Source organism: Mammaliicoccus sp. Q-M61 (assembly GCF_022386055.1).
In the GTDB taxonomy this organism is placed as follows: Bacteria; Bacillota; Bacilli; order Staphylococcales; family Staphylococcaceae; genus Mammaliicoccus; species Mammaliicoccus sciuri_A.
On sequence record NZ_JAJNJL010000004.1, the window covers coordinates 168,517 to 193,614 of the forward strand.

At 32.2% G+C, this 25,098-nt stretch carries 25 protein-coding genes; 13 read left to right on the forward strand and 12 right to left on the reverse strand.

Features of this window, described 5'->3' with window-relative positions; translation table 11 throughout:
• The first annotated feature begins 15 nt into the window (after nt 1-15).
• Entirely contained in the window at nt 16-597 is a 582-nt protein-coding gene (locus LQ677_RS07895; protein ID WP_025905408.1) for a 5' nucleotidase, NT5C type, read from the forward strand.
• A 39-nt stretch (nt 598-636) separates the two neighbouring features.
• Here the strand turns inward: LQ677_RS07895 and LQ677_RS07900 are convergent, their stop codons facing one another.
• The 4 genes from LQ677_RS07900 to LQ677_RS07915 form a co-directional block, all read right to left on the reverse strand.
• A complete protein-coding gene (locus tag LQ677_RS07900) occupies nt 637-2,139 on the reverse strand; it encodes a peptide MFS transporter (protein WP_037588709.1) in 1,503 nt (500 codons plus the stop codon).
• Nucleotides 2,140-2,877: 738 nt separating this feature from the next.
• Entirely contained in the window at nt 2,878-4,392 is a 1,515-nt protein-coding gene (locus tag LQ677_RS07905; protein ID WP_037588711.1) for a peptide MFS transporter, read from the reverse strand.
• Nucleotides 4,393-4,688: 296 nt separating this feature from the next.
• Entirely contained in the window at nt 4,689-5,189 is a 501-nt protein-coding gene (gene queF / locus LQ677_RS07910) for a preQ(1) synthase (RefSeq protein ID WP_037588713.1), read from the reverse strand.
• On the reverse strand, nt 5,189-6,073 hold the full coding sequence (locus LQ677_RS07915; RefSeq protein WP_037588714.1) for a DMT family transporter: 885 nt from the start codon (nt 6,071-6,073) through the stop codon (nt 5,189-5,191). The genes queF and LQ677_RS07915 overlap by 1 nt, the downstream gene beginning before the upstream one ends.
• 375 nt (nt 6,074-6,448) lie before the next feature.
• Here LQ677_RS07915 and nrdI point away from each other — a divergent pair, with 375 nt between their 5' ends.
• The 8 genes from nrdI (at nt 6,449) to LQ677_RS07955 (ending at nt 14,472) form a co-directional block, all read left to right on the forward strand.
• Nucleotides 6,449-6,847, forward strand: coding sequence for a class Ib ribonucleoside-diphosphate reductase assembly flavoprotein NrdI (nrdI, locus tag LQ677_RS07920; RefSeq protein ID WP_037588716.1), 399 nt, complete (start codon nt 6,449-6,451; stop codon nt 6,845-6,847).
• The gene (gene nrdE, locus LQ677_RS07925) at nt 6,810-8,915 is read left to right on the forward strand and encodes a class 1b ribonucleoside-diphosphate reductase subunit alpha (RefSeq protein ID WP_191836346.1); all 2,106 of its coding nucleotides are present in this window, start codon (nt 6,810-6,812) and stop codon (nt 8,913-8,915) included. Before nrdI ends, nrdE begins: the two co-directional genes overlap by 38 nt.
• Before the next feature lie 28 nt (nt 8,916-8,943).
• Nucleotides 8,944-9,915 (forward strand): class 1b ribonucleoside-diphosphate reductase subunit beta, encoded by a 972-nt coding sequence (gene nrdF / locus LQ677_RS07930; RefSeq protein ID WP_025905415.1) that lies wholly within the window; start codon nt 8,944-8,946, stop codon nt 9,913-9,915.
• Nucleotides 9,916-10,065: 150 nt separating this feature from the next.
• Nucleotides 10,066-10,482 (forward strand): FixH family protein, encoded by a 417-nt coding sequence (locus LQ677_RS07935; RefSeq protein WP_025905416.1) that lies wholly within the window; start codon nt 10,066-10,068, stop codon nt 10,480-10,482.
• Nucleotides 10,483-10,608: 126 nt separating this feature from the next.
• A complete protein-coding gene (locus tag LQ677_RS07940) occupies nt 10,609-11,580 on the forward strand; it encodes an ABC transporter permease (RefSeq protein WP_025905417.1) in 972 nt (323 codons plus the stop codon).
• Nucleotides 11,570-12,535, forward strand: a complete 966-nt coding sequence (locus LQ677_RS07945) for an iron chelate uptake ABC transporter family permease subunit (RefSeq protein ID WP_159315308.1) — start codon at nt 11,570-11,572, stop codon at nt 12,533-12,535. Before LQ677_RS07940 ends, LQ677_RS07945 begins: the two co-directional genes overlap by 11 nt.
• A complete protein-coding gene (locus LQ677_RS07950) occupies nt 12,532-13,332 on the forward strand; it encodes an iron ABC transporter ATP-binding protein (protein WP_126476667.1) in 801 nt (266 codons plus the stop codon). Before LQ677_RS07945 ends, LQ677_RS07950 begins: the two co-directional genes overlap by 4 nt.
• Nucleotides 13,333-13,434: 102 nt before the next feature.
• Complete coding sequence (locus LQ677_RS07955) at nt 13,435-14,472, forward strand: ferrated catecholamine ABC transporter substrate-binding lipoprotein SstD (RefSeq protein WP_159315307.1); 1,038 nt, start codon at nt 13,435-13,437, stop codon at nt 14,470-14,472.
• Nucleotides 14,473-14,878: 406 nt separating this feature from the next.
• On the opposite strand, the gene murB is transcribed toward LQ677_RS07955, so the two are convergent.
• Entirely contained in the window at nt 14,879-15,796 is a 918-nt protein-coding gene (gene murB, locus LQ677_RS07960) for a UDP-N-acetylmuramate dehydrogenase (RefSeq protein WP_025905421.1), read from the reverse strand.
• Between the two features lie 69 nt (nt 15,797-15,865).
• Nucleotides 15,866-16,387 (reverse strand): GrpB family protein, encoded by a 522-nt coding sequence (locus tag LQ677_RS07965; protein WP_159315306.1) that lies wholly within the window; start codon nt 16,385-16,387, stop codon nt 15,866-15,868.
• 96 nt (nt 16,388-16,483) lie between these two features.
• Here LQ677_RS07965 and LQ677_RS07970 point away from each other — a divergent pair, with 96 nt between their 5' ends.
• Nucleotides 16,484-17,371 carry an EMYY motif lipoprotein gene (locus LQ677_RS07970; protein ID WP_037588729.1) on the forward strand — a complete coding sequence of 296 codons (888 nt, stop codon included), beginning with the start codon at nt 16,484-16,486 and terminating at the stop codon, nt 17,369-17,371.
• Between the two features lie 43 nt (nt 17,372-17,414).
• Here LQ677_RS07970 and LQ677_RS07975 read toward each other — a convergent pair whose 3' ends face one another.
• Nucleotides 17,415-17,648 (reverse strand): hypothetical protein, encoded by a 234-nt coding sequence (locus LQ677_RS07975; protein WP_025905424.1) that lies wholly within the window; start codon nt 17,646-17,648, stop codon nt 17,415-17,417.
• Between the two features lie 176 nt (nt 17,649-17,824).
• On the opposite strand from LQ677_RS07975, the gene ytxJ reads away from it, so the two are divergent.
• Complete coding sequence (gene ytxJ, locus LQ677_RS07980; protein WP_025905425.1) at nt 17,825-18,145, forward strand: bacillithiol system redox-active protein YtxJ; 321 nt, start codon at nt 17,825-17,827, stop codon at nt 18,143-18,145.
• 101 nt (nt 18,146-18,246) lie between these two features.
• Nucleotides 18,247-19,368 (forward strand): glycerate kinase, encoded by a 1,122-nt coding sequence (locus LQ677_RS07985; protein WP_037588731.1) that lies wholly within the window; start codon nt 18,247-18,249, stop codon nt 19,366-19,368.
• A gap of 49 nt (nt 19,369-19,417) precedes the next feature.
• Here the strand turns inward: LQ677_RS07985 and pepT are convergent, their stop codons facing one another.
• The 4 genes from pepT to gdpS form a co-directional block, all read right to left on the reverse strand.
• Nucleotides 19,418-20,644 carry a peptidase T gene (gene pepT, locus LQ677_RS07990; RefSeq protein WP_191836345.1) on the reverse strand — a complete coding sequence of 409 codons (1,227 nt, stop codon included), beginning with the start codon at nt 20,642-20,644 and terminating at the stop codon, nt 19,418-19,420.
• A 36-nt stretch (nt 20,645-20,680) separates the two neighbouring features.
• Nucleotides 20,681-21,145 (reverse strand): threonine/serine exporter family protein, encoded by a 465-nt coding sequence (locus LQ677_RS07995; RefSeq protein WP_025905428.1) that lies wholly within the window; start codon nt 21,143-21,145, stop codon nt 20,681-20,683.
• A gap of 13 nt (nt 21,146-21,158) precedes the next feature.
• Nucleotides 21,159-21,926, reverse strand: coding sequence for a threonine/serine exporter family protein (locus tag LQ677_RS08000; RefSeq protein WP_037588735.1), 768 nt, complete (start codon nt 21,924-21,926; stop codon nt 21,159-21,161).
• Between the two features lie 98 nt (nt 21,927-22,024).
• On the reverse strand, nt 22,025-23,095 hold the full coding sequence (gene gdpS / locus LQ677_RS08005) for a GGDEF domain-containing protein GdpS (RefSeq protein WP_037588737.1): 1,071 nt from the start codon (nt 23,093-23,095) through the stop codon (nt 22,025-22,027).
• Nucleotides 23,096-23,351: 256 nt separating this feature from the next.
• Between gdpS and LQ677_RS08010 the strand changes: the two genes are divergently transcribed.
• Nucleotides 23,352-24,407: a glycosyltransferase family 4 protein gene (locus LQ677_RS08010; protein WP_191836344.1), complete on the forward strand. Its 1,056-nt coding sequence runs from the start codon at nt 23,352-23,354 to the stop codon at nt 24,405-24,407.
• 6 nt (nt 24,408-24,413) lie between these two features.
• Here the strand turns inward: LQ677_RS08010 and LQ677_RS08015 are convergent, their stop codons facing one another.
• On the reverse strand, nt 24,414-25,064 hold the full coding sequence (locus tag LQ677_RS08015; RefSeq protein WP_191836343.1) for a YigZ family protein: 651 nt from the start codon (nt 25,062-25,064) through the stop codon (nt 24,414-24,416).
• Between the last annotated feature and the right edge of the window lie 34 nt (nt 25,065-25,098).

Genomic DNA, 25,098 nt, shown 5'->3' on the forward strand with positions numbered 1-25,098 from the left:
AAAGGAGAAGGTATAATGACGAAGCAAACAATTGGTATCGATATGGATGAAGTGCTAGCTGACACAATAAAAAAACTTTTAAGACGTTACAATGAAGAAACTTCTTCTAATGTTACTATGGAAGAACTTAAAGGTACTAAAATCCGTAATATGATGCCTGAACATCAAGGTATTTTGACAAGTATTTTAAGAGAAGATGGATTTTTTAGAGACTTAGAAGTATTTCCAGACGCTGTAGAAGTTGTACAGAAGTTAAATGAATACTATGACGTTTATATTGTTACAGCAGCGATGGACGTACCAACATCATTTGCTGATAAATACGCTTGGCTAAGAGAACATATGCCATTCTTAGACCCTCAACACTTTGTATTTTGTGGAGATAAAGGTATCGTCAATACAGATTATTTAATTGATGATAATCCTAAACAACTTGAAAGCTTCAATAATCATTCAATTATGTATGCAGCAGATCATAATATTGATATTGATAAATGGCCAAAAGTTCAAAACTGGAAAGAAGTAGAAGCATATTTCTTAGGTGAAAACGGGGAATATAATAAACAACAAGAATCTTTATCAGAATCATATAAATAAAGTAAAAGACATCAGCTTGGGAAGCTGATGTCTTTTACTTTAATGTATGCCTTGCATAAGTTTTTTAATTTTTGGTGTCATTGATAATACAATAAGTGAAACGACAATAGCGATTGCGCCGATTAAGCCAAAGTAGTTCTGTTGTCCTAACGGCTCAATCAATTTAACTAATTGTCCGTTAATACCTTGTGCTGTTGCGTTCGTTAAGAACCAAAGACTAAGCATTTGTGCTGAAAAGGCTTTTGGTGCAAGTTTAACTGAAACACTTGATCCAGTAGGTGATAAACATAATTCCCCAATAACACATAGGAAGAAGCTGAGTACTAACCAAATTGGATTCATCAGTTCTGCTTGTTGCATCATCATTGCAATCATCATAGCAATAAATGAAATACCAGCGAATGCTAAACCAATTACAAATTTAAGTGGTGTAGAAGGATTGTATTTACCTAATTTTTGCCACAAGAATGAAATAACTGGTGCAAATAAAACAATGAAGATTGGGTTGATAGATTGGAACCAACCTGCTGGTATCACGAAATTAATACCATATGCATTTAAATCTAATTGTGTATGTTCTTGCGCGAACACACCAAGTACGTTTGATCCTTGTTCTTGAATGCTCCAGAATAAAACAGAAGCTAAGAACAATGGTACATACGCAAGTAATCTTGATTTTTCTGTTTGATCTATATCAGGGCTTCTATACATAATTGTCCAGTAAACAAATGGTATAACGATACCGATAATTAAAACAATTAAACTGATTGAATTAAATGTAAGATGACCTGTTAAATATAAAATAGCTAAAAGAATAACAATACCGATTGCACTATATGTAAACATTTTAGCGTATTTAACTTTTTCTTTATGATTGAGTGGGTTAGAAGGATGATTTTCAACTTCCCCAAGACTTCTTTTTTGGAATAGAATGTATGCTACTAAAGCTAAAAGCATACCGAAAGCTGCGATTGAGAATCCTTGGTGGAAACCAACGCTTACCCGTACTTTGTCGATAATAAGTGGTGATAATAAAGCACCCATATTAACTGACATATAAAAAATAACAAAACCTGCATCTAATCTATTATCATTCTTATGATATAAACCACCCACAACATTTGAAATGTTTGGTTTCATAAGTCCCGAACCTACAATGATTAATATCATAGAAATAAGAAATGCACCTAAACCAAATGGTAAAGATAACACTAAGTGACCTAGCATAATAAGTACTGCACCGTACATTAATGATCTACGAGAGCCGAGTAATCTATCCGCTACCCAACCACCTAATATACCTGTCATAAATATTAATGAACCATACATGGCCATAATTTGTTGAGCTGTAACTTTATCTAAACCTAGTCCGCCTTGGCTGACAGTAAAGTATAAATAATACAGTAAAATTGCACGCATTCCATAATAACTAAAACGTTCCCAGAATTCTACAAAGAACAATATACCTAAGCCGCGAGGATGTCCAAAAAATCCATATTGAGGGACAGTTTCAACCATTTCCTCTCGCGTCATTTTGCCCATAAAAAATCGCTTCCTTTCTAAACTTCCCCCGATTGTCAGGTAAGTTTAAAGAACATTTTAACCCTATATGTTAGTAAATTCAATAAAATTTTAATAAGTTCTAATATTGTGAATATTCTAAAATAATTAATATATCATTAATAAGTATTTTTACACATATTAGTTGATTGTGTAACAGATACAGGGAGGGGGAGGATTTATGTATGGAATCTTGGTGATGTCGTTAGGGACATAATTCCGAGAAATGTCCGTAAGAGGCGTTGTTAGGGACAGAATTCCGAGAAATGTCCGTAAGAGAGGTTGTTAGGGACAGAATTCCGAGAAATGTCCGTAAGAGATGTCGTTAGGGACAGAATTCAGAAAAATGGAAGTTAGAGTATTCTAACTACCAGAATTCGAAATAATGGAAGTTACAGCATTCTAACTACCACAATTCGAAATAGTGGAAGTTAGAGCATTCTAATTACCACAATTCAGAATAATGGAAGTTACAGCGTTCTAACTACCAGAATTCGAAATAATGGAAGTTACAGCATTCTAACTACCAGAATTCAGAAAAATGGAAGTTAGAGTATTCTAATTACCAGAATTCGAAATAATGGAAGTTACAGTATTCTAATTACCAGAATTCGAAATAATGGAAGTTAGCGCATTCTAACTCCCACCAATCAAAACTTTCTTAATACTAAAAAAGGCAAGGACAACTTTCGTTGCCCTTACCTGGTAAATGGCTAGATCTTATTTTACGCCTGCCATTAATGTTTTAATTTTTGGACTTGCTACAAGTAAGATGATTGAAATGATGATAGCGAATATACCTGAGTATAAGAAATAATCATTTGAACTAATACTTGTATAAATTTTTACCATTTGAGCATTCAAACCTTGAGCCATAGCGTTTGATAAGAACCAAACACTCATCATTTGAGCTGTGAATGCTTTTGGTGCTAATTTAGTCGTTGTTGATAATGCGATTGGTGATATACAAAGTTCACCTAATGTTACTAATAAGAAACTTGCAAATAACCAAACTGGGTTAATTAATGTTGATGTGTCTGATAATGGAACGACCATAATAATATATGAAAGTCCTGCTAAGAATACACCTATTGCAAATTTATAAACAGTAGGTGGGTTGAATTTACCTAATTTAACCCATAATACTGAGAACACTGGTGCTAAAATAATAATGAAGAATGGGTTAAGTGATTGGAACCAAGCTGCTGGTATATTAAAATCAATTGCGCCACCTGTTAATTTAGCCATGCTTAATTGTGTCTTAGTATCTGCAAATTGTGCTAATACTGTAGAACCTTGCTCTTGAATCATCCAGAATGCTACTGCTGCAATGAATAATGGTATATATGCATATACACGTGTACGTTCATAATCTTCCGTCTTTTTACTTAATGAAATTTTTACGAAATAGTAAATTGGTAGAGCAACACCAAGTATTGAAATAAAGTTTGCGAAATTAGGCAATGTTAATTGTCCGAATAAACTTAGGATGAAACAAACAATTGCGATAATTACGACAGTGATACCAACAATTTTGACCATTTTTTTCTTTTCAGAAGATGATAATGGATCGGGTACTTCGATACCAGCTAAACCTAGATATTTCTTGTTTGTGATGAAATAAATGATTAAACCGATGAACATACCAACTGCTGCTACTGCAAAACCAGCATGGAAGCCTACGTTTACTTGTAACCAACCGATTAATAATGGTGAAATTAAAGCACCTAAGTTGATTGACATGTAGAAAATAGTAAATGCTGAATCCATTCTTGGGTCATTCTTTTCATATAATAAACCTACTGTAGAAGAAATGTTTGGTTTCAATAATCCTGTACCAATAATTAAGAATAATAGCGCTATTAATAGCAATGTAAAATTATTTGGTAGTGATAATAAGATGTGACCAATCATGATGAGTATTCCACCGTAGAATAATGCATGACGTGTACCAGTAATTCTATCAGCAATCCATCCACCGATAACACCACTCATATAAACAAGTGCACCGTAGATTGAGACGATTTGAAGTGCTAAACCTTGATCAATACCAAAGCCGCCTTTTGCTACTGAATAGTAAATGTAGTAGGCAAGAATAGCTTTCATTCCATAATAACTAAATCTTTCCCAGAATTCGGTAAGAAATAATGTAGCCAAGCCTTTAGGATGACCAAAGAAACCTGTACGTGGTGTACTTTGGATAATTTCCTCTTTAGTATAATGTTTGTTACCCATTTTTTACTTCCCCTCATAATAAACTGTATTCAATTTTATAGATGTACTTAAAATTAGCACATGTTAAATTGTAATGCTTTCGCAAAATAAACACAAGGTAAAGATTAACAATATTCTTACAATAATGACTATTAAAAATAATAGCGTCAATAGTGGCAAGGCTTAAAATAAATGTGAACAAATTTTTAAAGTTGTAAGCGTTTTCTTAATTGGTGAGTAATATGTTTTGAAATGTGAAATTTATGTATATTAAAAGCCGAGTCATGTTGAATATGACTCGGCTATATATTGAATTATTATCTGTTGTCTATATTTTCAGGATATAAATCGTGGTTCATCATACGATACTCTGCCATTTTTTCGTATTTAGAACCTGGTCTTCCATAGTTTGTATAAGGGTCTATAGAAATGCCTCCGCGTGGCGTGAATTTACCTAAAACTTCTATATAATGGGGATCCATTAATTCTATTAAATCATTCATAATAACGTTCATACAATCTTCGTGAAAATCACCATGGTTTCTAAAGCTGAATAAATATAATTTTAATGATTTAGATTCTACCATTTTAACGTTTGGTATATAAGAAATATAAATTGTCGCAAAATCAGGTTGTCCAGTGATAGGACATAAAGAAGTGAATTCTGGACAATTGAATTTTACAAAGTAATCTCTACCTTGATGTTTATTGTCGAACACTTCTAATACTTCAGGTTTGTATTGATCATGATATTGATTGTTTTGATTCCCTAATAACGTAATATCTTTTAATTCGTCTTTGTTTCTTCCCTCTGACATTATGATTCTCCTTTATTAATTGCTTCTTTAGGTTTAGGATTTCTTTGGGCTTTCTTGAACATGTAATAGCCTGCTAAGAATATAATAATGTATCCTAGATAACTGAGTAAATCTGGTATTTCTTTAAATAAGATGAAACCAAGTATGGCACTGAATATGACAGATGCGTATACAAATATTGAAATATCTTTTGCTGCTGCGAAACTATAGGCAATTGTTATACCGAATTGACCAACTGTTGCAAAGACACCTGATAACAATAATATGATGACTTGTGAAAGTGTCATTGGTTCAAATGTAAAGATGACAAATGGAATTAATGCGACCGTAGAAAAGAATGAAAAGTAAAATACTGTTGTATATGATTTTTCACGTTGTCCTAAAGGTCGTAGGGCAGTATATGCACCTGCAGCAAAAATTCCAGATAATAAACCGATAATTGCTGGCATCATATCTGAATCAAATGTAGGCTTAATTATAAACAATGCACCAAGAATCGCTACAATCATTGCAATCACTTGATATTTGCGTGCTTTTTCATTTAAAAATATCGCGCAAAGTAGTATAGTCCAGAATGGGTTTAATTTCATTAACATATCCGCATCACTTAAAACCATGTGATCAATCGCATAAATATTGAGTAATACACCAATAAGTCCAAGTGTAGAGCGTAAAATGAGTAACGGTTGATTTTCTAATTTACCGAAAAATGGTGCTCTATACTTCATGACAAAGTAAATCGGTACAATCATTGCGATGAGATTTCTGAAAAGTGATTTTTGAAAAACTGGTAAGTCACCAGATAATCTGAAGAATACTGCCATTAAACTAAAACCAATCGAAGAAATGAGTATTGCAATTATTCCTTTTACTGTGGAATTCATGTAAACACCTTCTATTTTTTATCAATGAACATATATTATCATAATTCACTTTAAAAAGTATATGACTTGTTCGGTGATTGTTTTCGACAAATAAATTTTTATGAAAGCAATTTTCAAATGTTGATATAGCAACGCTTAGTCGAAACAAGAAGAAAGTCAACCCTATTTTTTTAAAAAAAATAAGGTATTATAAGTGTTATGAATCATTTAAAGTGCTATAATGAATCACATAATATAGTATGTGCTTATAAAACGTAACACTATATCTTGTGTTTTGTGCATTTGAAATAAAAATGAATAAAGTGTTCATTTTTTTGTATTTTTTATTTCATTTATACAGTTGAATAAGCATTTACATGTGGTAGGTGAAAGTTTATGAAGATAATTTATTACTCTTTAACTGGTAATGTACGACGGTTCATACAGAGAGCAGGATTGTCTGACACAATGGCTCTCACTGAGGCAAACAAGACAAATGAAATAAATGAACCATTTATAATGGTTACAGGTACAATTGGATTTGGCCAAGTACCTGATACTGTACAAGATTTTTTGAAAGTGAATCATCATAATCTTAAAGCAGTAGCAGGTAGTGGAAATAGAAATTGGGGACAGAATTTCGCGAAAGCTAGTGAAGAAATCGCGAATCAATATCATGTCCCTTTATTGATGAAATTTGAGTTACACGGTAACCAAGCTATAGCAGATGAATTTAAGGAAAAGGTGGTTAATCTCTATGAAAATGATAAACAAGCAAAAGAAAAATCATATTGAATTAAACAATAAAGTAACAAAGAGAAGAGAAGACGGCTTTTTCGATATTGAAAAAGATCAAGAAGCATTAGAAGTATATTTAGAAGAAATTGCAGAAAAAACAATTCAATTCAATGATCCTATTGAACGCTTACACTTTTTAGTTGAACAAGACTTTTATTATGACTTATTTAAAGAATATAGTGAGGCATCATTAAAAGAGATTAACCAGTTTGCAGATTCAATTCCTTTTCAATTTGCAAGTTACATGTCAGCTAGTAAGTTCTTCAAAGATTACGCTTTGAAGACTAATGATAAATCAGAATACCTTGAAACATATAAAGAACACGTTATTATTGTTTCTTTATATTTAGCTAAAGGTAATGTTGAACAAGCTAAACAATTTGTTGAAGGTATGATTGAACAACGTATTCAACCTGCAACACCAACTTTCTTAAATGCTGGTAGAGCTAGACGTGGGGAGTTAGTAAGTTGTTTCCTATTAGAAGTAGATGATAGCTTAAATTCAATTAACTTTATTGATTCAACAGCTAAACAATTGAGTAAAATTGGTGGCGGTGTAGCAATCAACTTATCTAAATTACGTGCACGTGGTGAAGCTATTAAAGGCATTAAAGGTGTCGCTAAAGGGGTATTACCAGTTGCTAAATCACTTGAAGGTGGCTTTAGTTATGCTGATCAACTTGGCCAAAGACCTGGTGCGGGTGCAGTATACTTAAACATCTTCCATTATGATGTATTAGAATTCTTAGATACTAAAAAAGTGAACGCAGATGAAGATATTAGATTATCTACTATTTCTACTGGTTTAATCGTTCCATCTAAATTCTTTGATTTAGCTAAAGAAGGTAAAGATTTCTATATGTTTGCACCACATACTGTTGAACGTGAATATGGTGTGACACTAGATGATATTAATCTTGATGAATATTATGATGAGCTAGTTGCAAATCCTAATATCATTAAAAAAGCTAAAGATGCACGTGATATGTTAAATACAATTGCTCAAACGCAATTACAATCAGGTTATCCTTATTTGATGTTTAAAGATAATGCGAATAAAGTACATCCTAACTCTAATATCGGACAAATCAAAATGAGTAACTTATGTACAGAAATATTCCAATTACAAGAAACGTCAATTATTAACGATTATGGAACTGAAGATGAAATCAAACGTGATATTTCTTGTAACTTAGGTTCATTAAATATTGTAAACGTGATGGAATCTAAGAAATTCCGTGATTCTGTACATATTGGTATGGATGCTTTAACAGTTGTATCTGATGATACAGATATTAAAAATGCACCAGGTGTAAGAAAAGCAAACAATGAGTTACATTCTGTAGGTTTAGGTGTTATGAACTTACACGGTTTCTTAGCTAAAAACAAAATTGGTTATGAATCAGAGCAAGCTAAAGACTTCGCAAATGTCTTCTTCATGATGATGAACTACTATTCTATTGAACGTTCAATGGAAATTGCGAAAGAAAGACAAGAAACATATGTAGATTTCGACAAATCTGATTACGCTTCAGGTAAATACTTTGAAAAATATATCCAACAAGATATTAAACCTGAATACGATAATGTTGCGACATTATTTGAAGGTTTTGATATTCCAACTACAGAAGATTGGAAAGCATTAGCAGAAGCTGTTAAAGAACATGGTTTATACCATGCATATAGACTTGCTATTGCACCAACACAAAGTATTTCATATGTACAAAATGCGACAAGTTCTGTTATGCCAATTGTTGACCAAATTGAAAGAAGAACATATGGTAATGCAGAAACATTTTACCCAATGCCATTCTTATCACCTGAAACAATGTGGTATTACAAATCAGCATTTAATACAGATCAAATGAAATTAATTGATTTAATTGCAACGATTCAAGAGCATGTAGACCAAGGTATTTCTACAATTTTATATGTAAATTCAGAGATTTCAACACGTGAACTTTCAAGATTATACGTATATGCTCACCATAAAGGCTTAAAATCACTTTACTATACACGAAATAAATTATTAAGCGTTGAAGAATGTACAAGTTGCGCAATCTAATCAATTTAATTAAGATAGGAGATCTAATATGAAGGCAGTAAATTGGAATACACAAGAAGATATGACGAATATGTTTTGGCGTCAAAACATCTCTCAAATGTGGGTTGAGTCAGAATTTAAAGTATCTAAAGATATAGCAAGTTGGGAAACATTAACAGAACCTGAAAAAAATGCTTTTAAAAAGGCATTAGCTGGTCTTACTGGATTAGATACACATCAAGCTGATGATGGCATGCCTCTAATCATGATGCATACGAAAGACTTACGTAAAAAAGCAGTGTATTCATTTATGGGTATGATGGAACAAATACATGCGAAAAGTTATTCACATATATTCACGACATTATTACCATCTAGTGAAACAAATGAATTATTAGATAAGTGGGTTGTTGAAGAACCACACTTGAAATATAAATCAGAAATGATCGTAGGTAATTATCATAAATTATGGGGTAAAGAAGCTTCAATTTATGATCAATACATGGCTAGAGTATCAAGTGTGTTCTTAGAAACATTCTTATTCTACTCAGGTTTCTACTATCCATTATATTTAGCTGGACAAGGCCGTATGACAACTTCAGGAGAAATCATTCGTAAAATTTTACTAGATGAATCTATCCACGGTGTATTTACTGGACTAGATGCACAAAGTTTAAAAAATGAATTGTCACAAGACGAACAAATTAAAGCGGATAGAGAAATGTATCGTATGCTTGATTTACTCTATAAGAATGAATACGAATATACAAAAACATTATATGATGAAATAGGATTAACAAATGATGTTATGAACTACGTAACATATAATGCGAATAAAGCATTAGCTAATTTAGGATTTGAACCATATTACGAAGAAAAAGCGTTCAACCCAATTATTGAGAATGCATTAAATACAAGTACTAAAAACCATGACTTCTTCAGTGTTAAAGGTGACGGTTATGTACTAGCATTAAATGTAGAAGCACTTAAAGATGAAGACTTCATCTTTGATGAAAAGTAAAATATTAAGTAATAGCCTAGGACATGTATCTTGTCCTAGGCTATTTTTTATGAGAAATCAAAAGTTAACATATTTTTCAATATTTATTGGAATTTATGTGATATTTATTGTTTATAATGAAGATAATATATTGAAAGGTGGGTTATATTCATGAAAAGAATATTACTAGGGGTATTAACTGTATTGGTCATTTCTGTGCTAGCAGCATGTGGAAATGACAAGAAAGAGGATGAGCATCATCATTCAGAACATAAGTCTTCTGATAAACCTCAAGCTTTGGAAGTTGCTTTAGATGTGCCTAAAGAAGCTAAAAGTGGTGAAGAAGTAGAGCTTTCTGCAAAAGTGACACTTGGTGATGAAAAAGTAAAAGATGCAGATGAAGTGATGTTTGAAATCGTTAAAGATGGGGATAAAAAATCTTCAGAAATGAAGAAAGTTAAAGAAAATAAAGATGGTGTGTATACTTTAAAATATAAATTTAAAGAAGCGGGCCAATACAATGTAACAAGTCATGTTACTGCTAGAGATCAACACACAATGCCAAACAAAGACATTAATATAAAATAATTATAAAAGAGTGATGGAATTTAATTCCATCACTCTTTTTTATAAATAGCATTGCATTTAGTCATATTCTTCATTACAATAGAGATAATGATAATCGTTATCAACTAAAGAGAAGTAGGGTGTGACATGGGAAAGTTTTTAATGCGTTTAGATGTTTTGATTATATTATTAGTAATTGCAACGTTCTTCTCTATTTTTATAGGTGTTTCAGAAGTAAAACCTTTACATATATTAAATTTAACTGACGAACAGAAGAACATTTTAGTGTCGAGTAGAATTCCGAGAACAGTCAGTATTATTATCTCAGGGAGTTCATTAGCTATTTGTGGACTGATTATGCAACAGTTAACAAGAAATAAATTCGTTTCTCCAACAACTGCAGGGACAATGGATTGGGCGAGATTAGGTATATTAATTTCTCTTATCGCGTTTCCAGAAGCCAATATACTACTTAAATTATTATTTGCTACATTATTAAGCTTATTTGGAACAATGCTATTTATGCAAATTCTCCGTAGAATTCAATTTAAAGATGTTATTTTTATACCGTTAGTTGGTATCATGCTCGGAAACATTGTGTCGAGTTTTTCTTCTTTTGTTGCATTACGTACAAATGCTGTACAAAGTATTGGTAATTTTATGCAAGGTAATTTCTCAATTATTACAAGTGGTAGATATGAAATTCTTTACATTAGTATTCCGTTATTGATTTTAGCGTTTATATTTGCGAATCAATTCACGATTGCTGGTATGGGTAAAGATTTCAGTGTGAATTTAGGACTTAATTATCAAAAAGTCGTCAATATTGGACTTATCATTGCATCAATTATTACAGCACTTGTTGTTGTAACAGTTGGTATGATGCCATTCTTAGGATTAATTATTCCTAACTTAGTTTCAATATTCAGAGGAGATCATTTGAAAAATGCATTGCCGCATACAGCAGTATTTGGTGCATTGTTTGTGATGATTTGTGATGTTATTGGAAGATTAATTATATTCCCTTATGAAATTACAATTGGTTTAACAATAGGTGTTATTGGTAGTTTCATATTTATAGTATTGCTGATGAAAGGACGTTCTAGAAATGCTCAATAAATTAACCCCCGTACATAAATTAATCCTTTTATCTGTGTTAACGCTATTAATTGCAGCACTTTATTTACTTTATAACATTAATCCTAATATATTGGAGTACCAATTAACCGGACGTGTTAGAAAAGTTATCGCAATGTTATTAGTAGGTGGCAGTATTGCAGTTTCGACGGTTATTTTCCAAACAATCACAAATAATAGAATTTTAACACCATCCATAATTGGTTTAGATGCAGTCTATATGTTTATTAAAACGTCTTTAATATTTTTATTTGGTTCAACATCGACTGTCGTACTCAATAATCATCTTAACTTTTTAATTACATTGGTAGGTATGATTCTATTTAGTTTATTCTTATTCCAAATATTGTTTAGGTCTAAAGATCAAAATGTATTCTTCATATTACTACTAGGTATTGTTTTTGGAACCTTCTTCTCAAGTTTATCTAGTTTTATTGAAATGATGATAGATCCTGAAGAATTCTTATCAATACAAAGTGCAATGTTCGCAAGCTTTGGTGCAATAAATGAAGGTTTACTTACGATATCAGGCATTGTTTTATTAATTATGATATTCATTGCTTTTAAGATAAAGAACTACTTAGATGTATTGTCATTAGGGCGAGATCAAGCTATTAACCTCGGTGTTAATTATACAAATGTAACGAGATGGTTGATGGTTATGGTTGCACTACTTGTTACAATTTCAACAGCACTCGTTGGCCCCATTACATTTTTAGGTCTACTTGTCGTGAATTTAGCACATGAATTCATCAAAGAATTCGAACATAAATACATATTACCGGCTTCAATACTCATCAGTTGGATCAGCTTATTTTTAGGTCAATGGGTCGTGGAGCACTTGTTTGAAGGTAATACAGAAATAAGCATCATGATTAACTTTATAGGTGGCATTTACTTTATATTCTTAATTTTAAAGGAGCGTAATGTAGCATGATTAAAGTCGAAGGATTAACAAAAGCTTATCATCATCATAAAGTTGTTGATGAAGTAGATATAGAAATTGAAAAAGGTAAAATCACATCATTCATTGGTCCAAACGGGGCAGGTAAAAGTACGGTCTTAGCTATGGTTAGCCGCTTAATCGATAAAGATAACGGTAAAATTACGATAGACGATCAAGATATCGCTTCAATGAAAAGTAATGAGCTTGCTAAGAAACTAGCAATTTTAAAACAAGCTAATCATACAGAACTTAAGATTTCAGTAAGACAACTTGTGAGTTTCGGAAGATTTCCATATTCAAAAGGTAAATTAAAAAAAGAAGATCAAGATATGATTGATAAAGCGCTAGATTATTTAGGACTCACTGAAATTCAAGATAAATACTTAAGTGAGCTATCAGGTGGTCAAAGACAAAGAGCTTATATCGCGATGACGATAGCTCAAGATACAGAATACATTCTATTAGATGAACCATTAAACAATCTAGATATGAAACATTCTGTACAGATTATGAAAATCTTAAGAAGACTTGTGAAAGAAATGAACAAGACAATCGTAATCGTTATACATGATATTAATTTTGCTTCATGCTATTCAGATAGAATTATCGCGATCAAAGAAGGTAAAGTTGAAATCGCTGGTATTAAAAACGATGTTATTAATGAAGATGTATTACGTGACATTTATGACTTAGAAATTAAAATTCAAGAAATTAATGGTCAACGTATTTGTGTCTATTTTGATGATGAATACATCGAAGAAGAAGAAATTAAAACATTAGCTATGTAGCAAAATTGATATCACATTGAAAGGAGTGATGTTTGTAGTTTGTTGGGCAATAGGGTTTTGGACGCATAATTTATCATAATATTTGAAGGAGAGACATCGATAATGAAAAAAGTTTTCAGTTTTATTTTAATTGCAGTATTATCAGTTGTACTTGTAGCATGTGGAAGTAATTCAAGTAGTAAAGAAAAATCATCAAAAGATGATACTAAGAGTGAGTCTAAAACAGTAGAAATCCAATCGAAATATCAAGTTCGTGGAGAAAAGAAAGATGGCAGTGATTCAAAAACTGTAGAAGAAAAAGTAAAAGTACCAGTTAACCCTAAAAAAGTTGTAGTATTAGACTACGGTGCTTTAGACACAGTTGAAGCTTTAGGTGCTAAAGATGCAGTTAAAGGTGTACCTAAAGGTGAAGGTGGCGCATCATTACCAAAATTCTTAGATGCATTTAAAGGTGACGACATTGTAAACACAGGTTCAGTTAAAGAAGTAAACTACGATAAAGTTGCAGAAATTCAACCAGACTTAATCTTATTCTCTGGTCGTACAGCTGGAACTGAAGTACAAGATGAATTGAAAAAAGCAGCACCAGATGCAGCGCGCTTATACATTGGTGCAGATGATAACAATTACTTAGAATCAGTAGAAGAAAACACAACTAACTTAGGTAAAATCTTCGACAAAGAAAGCAAAGCAAAAGAATTAAATGCTGATTTAGATAAAAAAGTAAAATCTGCTAAAGATAAAGCTAAAAAATCAGACGACAAAGCAATGTACTTATTAGTTAACGAAGGTGAATTATCTACATACGGTCCAGGAGCTAGATTTGGTAGCTTAATCTTTGATGTATTAGGTGTTACACCAGTAGATAAAGATATTAAAGCAAGCAGTCACGGACAACCAATCAGTTATGAATATATCAATGAGAAAAACCCTGGAATCATCTATGCTATGGACAGAGGTCAAGCAATCGGTGGTAAATCAACTGCTAAGCAAGCATTATCAAACGACGTAATTAAAGATGTAGATGCAGTTAAAAACAATAAAGTTGTTAACGTAGATGCACAATTATGGTACTTAGCTTCAGGTGGCGTAAGAACAACTGAAAAACAAGTAGACGAAGTTATTAAAGGTTTAGAATAATAACATAAGAAAAGCATGGGACACGATGTCCCATGCTTTTTTTCGCTATTAAAGTGTAAATAAGGGAGTTTGTTAGTAACACTTTATGAGAGAAGTGTAAATAAGAGGTGCGTTAGTAACACTTTGTGGGAGAAGTGTAAATAAGAGGTGCGTTAGTAACACTTTGTGGGAGAAGTGTAAATAAGGATGCTGTTAGTAACACTTTATAGGAGAAGTGTTACTAAGATTTTAACTTAATTAGAAATATAGAATTGTTTTTTAGCGCTGACTCCTGCGGGAACAGCATGATTCGAAGACTACAGGCTGAGAACATGCCCGCGGAAAGCATGCGCAAAAAATACCATAAAAGTCTAAGACTTCTTCAACATAAGAAAAGCATGGGACACGATGTCCCATGCTTTTTTACTTATTCTAAAGGTTCTCCGATGATTCGAACTTCTCTTTTAAGTTCTACACCAAATTTTTCTTTAACGACTTTTTGAACATGTTTAATGATGTTCTCATAGTCTGTAGCAGTTCCATTATCAACATTAACGATAAATCCAGCATGTTTGGTAGAAACTTCTACACCACCTATTCTATGGCCTTGTAATTCAGCGTCTTGAATAAGTTTACCTGCGAAGTGGTTTGGTGGTCTTTGGAACACACTTCCGCATGAAGGGTATTCTAAAGGCTGTTTATCTTCACGACGTTGTGTAAGATCATCCATTGTAGCTTGAATGGAATGAATATCACCATCTTGCAATTTAAAAGTTGCTTCTAGTACGACTAGGTGTTTACGTTGAACAATACTTGTACGATAGTCCAATTCTAAGTCTTCACCTTTAATGATATGCAACTGACCAGTATCATCGACTGCTTTAATATGGTCGATACAATCTTTGACTTCACCGCCATATGCACCAGCGTTCATATATACTGCGCCACCGACAGATCCAGGTATACCACAGGCAAATTCTAAACCAGTTAAATGGTGATCTCTAGCACGTCTTGAAACATCAATAATTGCTGCACCACTTCCACATGTAATAGATTGATTTTTCACCGTTATTTGATCGAATTGTAATAAGCTTATAACAATTCCTCTTATACCACCATCACGGATGATAATATTAGAACCATTCCCCAAAAATGTAAGTGGAATTTGATTGTTATAAGCAAATTCTATTATCTTTTGTACTTCTGTATAAGAAGTAGGTGATAAGTAGAAATCTGCATTGCCACCAGTTTTTGTGAAAGTATATTTTTTAAGTGGCTCATTTACTTTTATAAGGGATTTTGGGAGAAATTTAGAAAGCTCCTCCAAAATTGTATGATTCTCCAACGCACGACGTCCTTTCTGTATTATGCTCTCACATTATTATATCAAGATTTATCATCTTAAGCGAATGGGTTATTTTTTATGTTTTTGAACAAGTTGTTGAAACCATTTTTGTTTTTGAGCTTCGTAATCTTTTATACTATTTGCTTCAAGTAAAGCAGCTTTCTTAAATGATTCAAATGTTTTTATGACATCTGTATCATTTGTTAAAAGTGACTCTACAGTTAAATAATCATATAACATTTGATTGTTTTGTTCAACAATATGTAAACGTGCTGTTTGCTTCAAGCTTATCATGTCTTGGAATTGAGCCATCATGACTTTTTTATTGTAACCATTATGTAATCGATATATGCGGTGATAATTGAGTCTTTTTTCATCAAGGCTTGTTATATCGTGAAGAGACTTAACTGTAACAAGTACATCTACGATAGGTTCTGTAACATATTGTGTTTGTTTCGTACCACCGATATGGAATACATCTATCACTGGCGTATCAAGTAAATGTATTAATAATTGTTGAATACTTTCAAAATTTAGTTTAAAATCATCTGATGATTGTAGTTGAATAAAGGGTTGTGGAAGTTTAAGCATAATATCTCCTTTCTAAAATCCATGCATGAATATACTATATAACATTTTCATTATCCATGAAATTATGTATAATACAAGTGAAACAGGGGTGCAATGATGAAAATTAAATTATTTTATTTAATGATATTTGTTCTTGTTTTAATTATTGCAGCTTGTGGTAACGAATTACATTCAGATCTTCAAAAGTATAAAAGGGAAATGAAACCTATTTATAAAAAAGAGAATTCAATTCTGAAAGATATAGATAAATTAAGATTAAATCAGTTAGATCAACTTATTGGTACGGAAGTAACAGTTGAAAAACGCAAAGAATTGAATGAACTTCAAGATAAACTCGAAAAACAAATTATACCTGAAGTTAAAGATCTTAGTAAACAAGCTCATAATATAAATGTAAGCACAAATGAGGTTCAAGATGCTCATAATATTTACATGAGTAATATAGCAAAGAAAGAAAAAACGTTAGAAGAATTAAATGAGTACATTTCATTATTTAAACAATCCATCCAATCTAATGAGAAAATATTAGACTATACAGATGTATTCGAACAGAATAAATCAGATGCAGAGAAAAATGCTAAATTAGCTAAAAATAATCCTGAAGATAAAGAAGATTATGATGCACTTGTTTCTGTTATTGATAAGAATAGTGAAGAATTAAGTACGAAAGCTAAATATTTAAATGATACTCAAAATGTGCAAGATAGAGCGGACTATATTGAGAAAGATATTATCCCGCTATTTTCTAAAAACATTAAATCACTGAATCAAACGAATATTTCATCTAAACGTGTCAATGAGATGAGACAAGCTCAAATTGAAGTGTATTATACTTTAATTAATTACTATAAAGAACGTAAAAAAGGTATTCTTATTGAAGATAAACTTCAAAAAGTCCAAGTACAAAATGGCGTAAGTTCGCAATTTAGTTACTTAGGTAAAGATGAAAAGTACAACAAAGCGATAGATAGACTAGATAAATAAAACACACCAAATACATTGTTTTATGTAATCGGTGTGTTTTATTTTATTGCTTATCAATTGGATCTTTAGGTTTGTCTTTGTTGCGTTTTGATAAATATATATTTTTACCTATAAGTGAAATGAACCATATAGAAAATGCTATTACAAGAATATACGATAATGCAGGTTGGTTTTTAAAATCAAATAAAAATAAGACAGAAATAATAAGTAAACATGCATTGATCGTATCAATCATACCCCATCTTTTAATAAGTACGGGTGAAGTATTTTTGGACAAATTTCGCACCTCCTTAATATATATTAACAAGTATACCAAAATTGTCTTGTGGTTAATATTATAGATTACGGGTAAAGATAATAAAGATAATTATTAAAAATAGAATTTGCCATATAAATGGATAAATGATATAGTGTTCAATTGTATTGGTTAAATTATGATAGAGGTGAATTAAAATGGTCGTGAAATTAACTTCCATCGATCAATTTGAAAAAGTACTCAATGATAATCCAAACGTATTTGTTATGAAACATAGCAGTACTTGTCCTATTTCAGCAAGTGCATATGATCAATTTAACAAATTCTTATATGAAAGAGATATGGATGGTTATTACTTAATTGTTCAAGAAGAAAGAGAATTGTCTGATTATATAGCTGATAAAACTGGAATCAAACATGAATCCCCACAAGCATTTTACTTTGTTAATGGTAACGCTGAATGGGATGCAGATCATGAAAATATCACAGTCGCAAGTTTATCGAAAGCAGAAGAGTAAGTGAAACATATGCAAACAGTCTGATTGGACTGTTTGTTTTTTTGTTAATTGAAGTAAAAAACAGTATAATGAATAAAGATAAAAAGCATGAGGTGAAAATTATGAGAGTATTAGTTGCGATGGATGAGTTTGATAGTATTTTATCTAGTTACCATGCAAATCGATTTGTCGAAGAAGCAATAAAGTCTCAATTTAATGAAGCAGATATAGTACAAGTCCCATTATTTAATGGTCAAAGAGAAGTTATAGATTCAGTATTATTATGGCAATCTGGCACTAAATATTCAGTGGATCATCATGACGCTTATATGAGACCAAAGTCGTCTTCATATGTTGTAACAGAGAAAGATATCATCGTTATAGAAGCGGGTAAAGTCTTAACGTCAAGTGAGGATATTATTAAACCACTTGAAACTTCATCATTTGGACTAGGAGAAGTGATTTTAGAAGCGCTGGATGAAGACAGCAAAGAGATGCTAATTTCAGTCGGTGATGTTGCGAGTTACGACGGTGGACTTGGTATGTTACAAGCATTAGGTGCTAAATTCTTTGATGCTGAAGGTAGTTTTATAGATGTTAGCAAAGGTGCTAAATGGATTAAATATATAAGAACAATTGATTTATATGATTTAGATAAAAGGTTAAAAGATAAAAATATCAAAGTCATAACAGACTTTGAATCGAAGTATTATGGTAAGAATAGTCGCATCATGAAAGAACAAGCAATCAATCAAATTGCTGTTGAAGATGCTGTCTCAATTGATAATGCTTTATGGTATATAAGTGAACTATTTAAGAGCCAACATAAAATCTTATTAGGTAAAGAAGAACGCGGTGGTGCAGGAAGTGGCTTAGCTGCCTTGTTTAATAGTCTATGGGACGCGCAACTTGTTACAGGTGGAGACGTCGTAAATGAGCTTACTTATTTAGATAAGTTGATTGAACAAGCTGACTTAATCGTTTTCGGTGAAGGTTTGAAACCTAATCAACAATTGTTAGAAACGACGTCTGTTAGAATTGCTGAACTTTGTAACAAATATCAAAAAGTCAATATTGCGATATGCGCAACAGATGAAAAGTTTGATCAATACTTAGAACAAGATGTAACAGCTATGTATAAAGTATTTAATAAAGATCAATATTCAATGAGTGATTTAGAATTAGGTATAGCTTTAAGACATTTAACTACACAATCGCTAAGATTATTAAAAGCTAATATATAAAAATAAGAGCCTGAGACACTGTAATTGTCTCAGGCTCTTATATATTGTTTTAAGACTGTTGTTCAAATTCTGATACGATACCGACTATTGTATGGACTGCTTTTTCCATAACATCAATGGAAGCATACTCGTACGGTCCGTGGAAGTTTGCGCCACCTGTAAATAAATTAGGTGTTGGTAATCCCATGAATGAGAGTTGTGAACCGTCTGTACCGCCTCTAATAGGTTCAATAATAGGTGTCATACCTAATGATTTAATGACTTTCTCAGGTATATTCACAAGTTCAGGTTGTGGCTTGATTTTTTCACCCATATTGTAATACTGATCTTTGATTGTTACAGTAATCAGTTCTTGATCATATTTATGATTTAATACTTTTGCGATATCTAATAAATGATTTTTTCTACGTTCGAACTGTGCTTTATCATGATCGCGAATAATATATTGTAGCGTTGCTTTCTCAACTGTACCTGACATGTCAGATAAGTGATAGAAGCCCTCATAGCCTTCAGTATGTTCAGGTACTTCATCACTTGGCAATTGATCATTAAATGCCATTGCTAAAGTGTTAGCGTTAACCATTACGTCTTTAGCAGAACCTGGATGAACGTTTACACCGTTAACTTCAACGACTGCAGAAGCGGCATTAAAGCTTTCGTATTGTAATTCGCCTTCTAGGCTACCATCTAAAGTATAAGCAAAATCAGCGTTAAATCGTTCAACATCAAAATGATGTGGACCTCTACCAATTTCTTCATCTGGTGTAAAGCTGAATCTAATCTTGCCGTGTTTAATTTCAGGATGTTCTAATAAGTAAATGATCGCTTCCATAATCTCAACGACACCGGCTTTATCATCAGCACCTAGTAAAGTTGTACCGTCTGTTGTCATTAATGTATGACCAATCACTTTTTCAAGTTGTGGGAAAGTTTTCGTGCTTAATACTTTGTCAGTATTACCGAGTGTAATATCTTCTCCATTATATTGCTCTACAATAACAGGATTAACATTTGATGCATGGTAATCTGGAGACGTATCAATATGTGCCAATAACCCTATAGTAGGTACATCCTTTTCTGTATTTGACGGTAAAGTGGCCATTAAATACCCTTTATCGTCTACGTCAACTTCAAGATTTAATGCTTTAATTTCTTCTTCAAGCATACGGATTAAGTCCCATTGCTTTTCAGTAGATGGTGTACTTTCACTTGCTGCATCAGCTTGTGTATCTACTTTTACATATCTTGTTAATCGATCAATTAGACGTTGTTTCAAATTGCTCGCTCCCTTTACATCTATTTACGTTATTTATTATACGCTTTTTTGTTTCTTAGAAGCAAAAGAATGCTTTGCTCTGACATAGATTTGAAAAATGATTTCAGAACATAAAATACCAAACGCGATCGCACCAGAAATAAGTGTCGCTTGTAGTGTTGTATTAATCGCAACATCATAATTGTTGATAACTAAGTTTTTAGTTGCATCATAAGCTAAGCCTCCTGGAACAAGAGGGATAATACCGGCAACTATAAAGATAATCATTGGACGCTTATAATAACGACTCATAATATGACTCATTAACGCTAAGGCAAAGCTACCATAGAATGATGCTTGTACTTTATCGATGCCAAAGTCTAACGAAATGGTATAAATCATCCAGCCCATCGCACCAACAATACCACATGCTATTAATAGTCTCTTAGGTGCATTAAAAATGACAGAGAAAAATAACGTTGCGGTAAAACTTAACAAAATTTGATATATATAATCTAACATTTAAAGCACCTCCTTAACTAAGTAGTAATACGATTGCGACACCAGCACCAATAGCAAATGCCGTAAGTGCCGCTTCTACACCTTTAGATATACCTGCAAGCAACTGTCCTGCCATTAAGTCTCTGATTGCATTTGTAATCAAGACACCTGGTACAAGTGGCATAACAGAGGCGATTGTAATTAAGCTTAAATTCACGCCAATAAAGAAATTCACACTAATGGTTGCGATTGTAGCAATAATTAATGAACTAATAAATTCTGTGAAGAATTTAATTCTAATCGTATTATGGACGAGGGACATCGTTAAATATCCAACACCACCTGCAATGAATGAAGGGATGACTTCAGCTTGTTTACCACCAAACATTGGTAAGAAACAGGCTGATGCTATCGCTGCAGCTAATACTTTTAACCAAAATGGAAATTGTAATGAAGCATGATGTAAATGGATCAGTTCTGATTTAGCTTCATCAATCGTGAGTTCATTGTTAGCTATTTTACGTGATATTTGATTCGTTAAAGAAATTTTCTCTAAATCTGTCGTACGTTCATCTATTCTAATCAGACGTGTGTTTGTTCTGTCATTAAGCGAGAATATAATCGCAGTAGATGTTACAAAGCTATGTGTATTTTCTAAACCATAACTTGTAGCGATTCTTGCCATTGTATCTTCAACTCGATATGTTTCTGCGCCACTTTCTAAAAGTATGCGACCGGCAGTCATGACAACATCAATGATTTTATTTTCATCTATAATCGTGAAGTCTTGTATCTCTTCCATAGTAACCTCCAGTTTCGTATTGAATTTTATGTAAATAATCAAATTAAAAACGATTCAACAAAAAACATAGAATTGCTAGAGGCAATTCTATGTTCAGTTTATAACTTAATAATTGGATTGAACATTACTTTGTTTTGACCTTGTAATTTGGCTTCATGTAACATATCATCCGCATCTTTAAATACGCGACGTTTAGATTTGTTATCTTGCTCACTTAGATAGCCTACACCAATTGAAACAGATAGTTTAATTGTTTCTTTGTTAGGTAAGTGGAAAGTAGATTGTTGAACACTATCTCTAATGCTTTCCGCTAATTTAATAGCACTATCTAATGTTTCGCCAACAAGAATAATTGAAAATTCTTCTCCGCCGTTACGAAAAGCTTTAACATCTTTAGGTAAATAGTTGATTAACAATTGCGACATTTGTTTTAAGACCGCGTCTCCAGCCTTATGAGAATACGCATCGTTCACGTCTTTAAATCCATCAATATCAATCAATAACAATGCCATAGATTGGTCTTGTTCAGTTATTTGTTCAGTCGTCTTATTTAAATAACGATCGAACTCTTTAACATTTCCTAAACCAGTTAAGTAATCAACGGATTCTTCATTTTCATATCTTGAAATTAAATTTTTCAAGATCCAAATGTCTCTATAAACACTTGCACTAATAATACTTAGGATAAAGGAAACTGGCACAAGAAACAACCATTCATTGAGCCATGCATCAGGATTTAAAAAGATAAGTGTTATCGCAATAATCATAATGCTGATTAAATACAATAATTGAATACTCACGAAATCACTTTGTTTAAGAAAAGGACCTATCATCCCAACAACAATTGCAATAATCAGTAAATGGATATCTTCTAAAAATGGTGTACCCATTACAAATATGTCAAATAGTACAATAACTACGGCACTTAAAACAGAATAAAATAAATTAGTAAATCTTCCTAAGAAGAGAATAGGTATAAAACTTAAAGAGAATGCATAGTCATGATACTGTATAGGATTAGATATTAATAATATTGAAACACCTGTCATTAAGATGGTGATATAATTTTGTGAAAAAGTCACAGTTCTCGTTTCGCTATATTGTATTCGATGGTATAGATAAAATGCTGCAATAGTTACAGATATATTGAATATAATTGCTTGTATCATTTAACACCATCCTTCATTTAGTAAGCCATATGATATTGTAATCTATTAGATTGCTTTTGTCACGATATAACAGGTTATTTTGTTAAAAAAGTTTCTTTTTTCACATGTTTGCTTATAAAGCTAGTTTATACGTAAAAATATTTGATTTCAAAAATGTGGTATACTATTGTTTTTATAGCATGTAGAATGAAATTTTGATATTCTAGAAGTAATGTTTTAATCAAATTCGGTGCAACTACAAAATGAAGGTGACTCAATGTTTACTTTACAACTAATATTACTAACTATGATTGTAAGTTTAATACTAACACCTTTAGTTATCGTTCTTTCTATTAAAATTGGTGCTGTTGATATGCCAAACGTTAGAAAAGTTCATACTAAACCCGTATCAGTATTAGGTGGCTCAGTCATTTTAATATCTTTTCTCATCGGTTTATGGTGGGGGAAACCAGTAGAACATGAAACAATTCCTATTATACTAGGTGCGATTGTTATCTATATTATAGGCTTAGTAGATGATTTGTATGATATGAAACCACTTGTTAAATTAGCAGGTCAAATTGCTGTATCTTTAATCGTCGTTTTTAACCACGTCACATTAGATTTTATTACATTACCATTTGGTGTAGTAATTGAATTTGGAATATTTAGTATTCCAATGACAATCTTCTGGGTTGTTGCAGTAATGAATGCAATCAACTTAATAGACGGTTTAGATGGTTTAGCTTCAGGCATATCATGTATCGCTTTAGTAACAATAGGATTTATCGCAATATTACAGCAGAACATCTTTATCATGATGATATGTAGTGTGTTAATAGGATCATTATTAGGATTCTTAGTATTTAACTCACATCCTGCTAAAATATTCTTAGGTGACAGTGGGGCATTACTATTAGGTTATATAATCGGTGTGTTATCACTATTAGGCTTTAAGAACATTACATTAATATCGCTATTCTTCCCAATGGTTATACTAGCAGTACCATTTATCGATATGTTATTTGCAGTAATACGTAGACTACATAATCGTCAATCTATCGTTCAAGCAGATAAATCGCATTTACACCATAGATTATTAGATTTAGGTTATACACATAGGCAAACCGTCATATTAATCTATATGATTGCCATATTATTCAGCATATCAAGTGTCATCCTTTATTTATCACCACCATACGGCGTATTAATGATGTTTGTCATGATATTAATAACAATAGAATTAATCGTAGAATTTACAGGACTCGTAAATGTAAATTACAGACCAATATTAAATTTATTAACAAGGACAAAGTATAAAAAAGAACGCTAATGTCGATTAGCGTTCTTCTTCTTTATTATATGGAAATGGTAGTGCGATGATATCTTGTCTGTTTAATTCGTACTTACCTTGGTTGACTTCGTTTAAGAAATCTATAAATGGTTCTTCTTCTGATGCTATTACATGTATGGTGTATGTTACTTTGTCTGTATATGCAGTATCTACAAGTTGATAATCAGTTTGTTGTAACTCATGCTCGAAGCGTCCTGTTTGATCATAGTCTAATGTTACTTCAAATGGTATTGCATCTAATAAAATAATTCTGCCTACTTCTTTAATAACTTGGCTGACTGCACTTCCATATGCACGTATTAATCCACCTGCGCCTAATTTAATACCACCAAAATATCTTGTAACGACAACAACAACATTATGGAGTTGTTGTTTTTTTAATACTTCTAACATAGGCACGCCTGCTGTTCCTGATGGTTCACCATCATCATTTGCTTTTTGGATAAGCATTGTAGGACCGATAACATAGCTAGAGCAATTATGTGTTGCATCATGATGTTCTTTTTTCTTTTGTTGTATGAATGCTTTCGCTTCTTCTTCAGTTTCTGCAGGATGAATGCTCGCGATAAATCTCGATTTATTAATGACAATTTCAGTTTTATGTGCTGATTTGATTGTAATTAGTCCTTCTGCCATGTTAATACTTCTCCCTTTACATCGTAATCTGTTA

Excerpts from the sequence above, each read along its gene's own strand:
- LQ677_RS07895 (WP_025905408.1), top strand. The coding sequence starts at position 16 with ATGACGAAGCAAACAATTGGTATCGATATGGATGAAGTGCTAGCTGAC.
- LQ677_RS07900 (WP_037588709.1), bottom strand. The coding sequence starts at position 2,139 with ATGGGCAAAATGACGCGAGAGGAAATGGTTGAAACTGTCCCTCAATAT.
- LQ677_RS07905 (WP_037588711.1), bottom strand. The coding sequence starts at position 4,392 with ATGGGTAACAAACATTATACTAAAGAGGAAATTATCCAAAGTACACCA.
- queF (WP_037588713.1), bottom strand. The coding sequence starts at position 5,189 with ATGTCAGAGGGAAGAAACAAAGACGAATTAAAAGATATTACGTTATTA.
- LQ677_RS07915 (WP_037588714.1), bottom strand. The coding sequence starts at position 6,073 with ATGAATTCCACAGTAAAAGGAATAATTGCAATACTCATTTCTTCGATT.
- nrdI (WP_037588716.1), top strand. The coding sequence starts at position 6,449 with ATGAAGATAATTTATTACTCTTTAACTGGTAATGTACGACGGTTCATA.
- nrdE (WP_191836346.1), top strand. The coding sequence starts at position 6,810 with ATGAAAATGATAAACAAGCAAAAGAAAAATCATATTGAATTAAACAAT.
- nrdF (WP_025905415.1), top strand. The coding sequence starts at position 8,944 with ATGAAGGCAGTAAATTGGAATACACAAGAAGATATGACGAATATGTTT.
- LQ677_RS07935 (WP_025905416.1), top strand. The coding sequence starts at position 10,066 with ATGAAAAGAATATTACTAGGGGTATTAACTGTATTGGTCATTTCTGTG.
- LQ677_RS07940 (WP_025905417.1), top strand. The coding sequence starts at position 10,609 with ATGGGAAAGTTTTTAATGCGTTTAGATGTTTTGATTATATTATTAGTA.
- LQ677_RS07945 (WP_159315308.1), top strand. The coding sequence starts at position 11,570 with ATGCTCAATAAATTAACCCCCGTACATAAATTAATCCTTTTATCTGTG.
- LQ677_RS07950 (WP_126476667.1), top strand. The coding sequence starts at position 12,532 with ATGATTAAAGTCGAAGGATTAACAAAAGCTTATCATCATCATAAAGTT.
- LQ677_RS07955 (WP_159315307.1), top strand. The coding sequence starts at position 13,435 with ATGAAAAAAGTTTTCAGTTTTATTTTAATTGCAGTATTATCAGTTGTA.
- LQ677_RS07965 (WP_159315306.1), bottom strand. The coding sequence starts at position 16,387 with ATGCTTAAACTTCCACAACCCTTTATTCAACTACAATCATCAGATGAT.
- LQ677_RS07970 (WP_037588729.1), top strand. The coding sequence starts at position 16,484 with ATGAAAATTAAATTATTTTATTTAATGATATTTGTTCTTGTTTTAATT.
- ytxJ (WP_025905425.1), top strand. The coding sequence starts at position 17,825 with ATGGTCGTGAAATTAACTTCCATCGATCAATTTGAAAAAGTACTCAAT.
- LQ677_RS07985 (WP_037588731.1), top strand. The coding sequence starts at position 18,247 with ATGAGAGTATTAGTTGCGATGGATGAGTTTGATAGTATTTTATCTAGT.
- LQ677_RS07995 (WP_025905428.1), bottom strand. The coding sequence starts at position 21,145 with ATGTTAGATTATATATATCAAATTTTGTTAAGTTTTACCGCAACGTTA.
- LQ677_RS08000 (WP_037588735.1), bottom strand. The coding sequence starts at position 21,926 with ATGGAAGAGATACAAGACTTCACGATTATAGATGAAAATAAAATCATT.
- gdpS (WP_037588737.1), bottom strand. The coding sequence starts at position 23,095 with ATGATACAAGCAATTATATTCAATATATCTGTAACTATTGCAGCATTT.
- LQ677_RS08010 (WP_191836344.1), top strand. The coding sequence starts at position 23,352 with ATGTTTACTTTACAACTAATATTACTAACTATGATTGTAAGTTTAATA.
- LQ677_RS08015 (WP_191836343.1), bottom strand. The coding sequence starts at position 25,064 with ATGGCAGAAGGACTAATTACAATCAAATCAGCACATAAAACTGAAATT.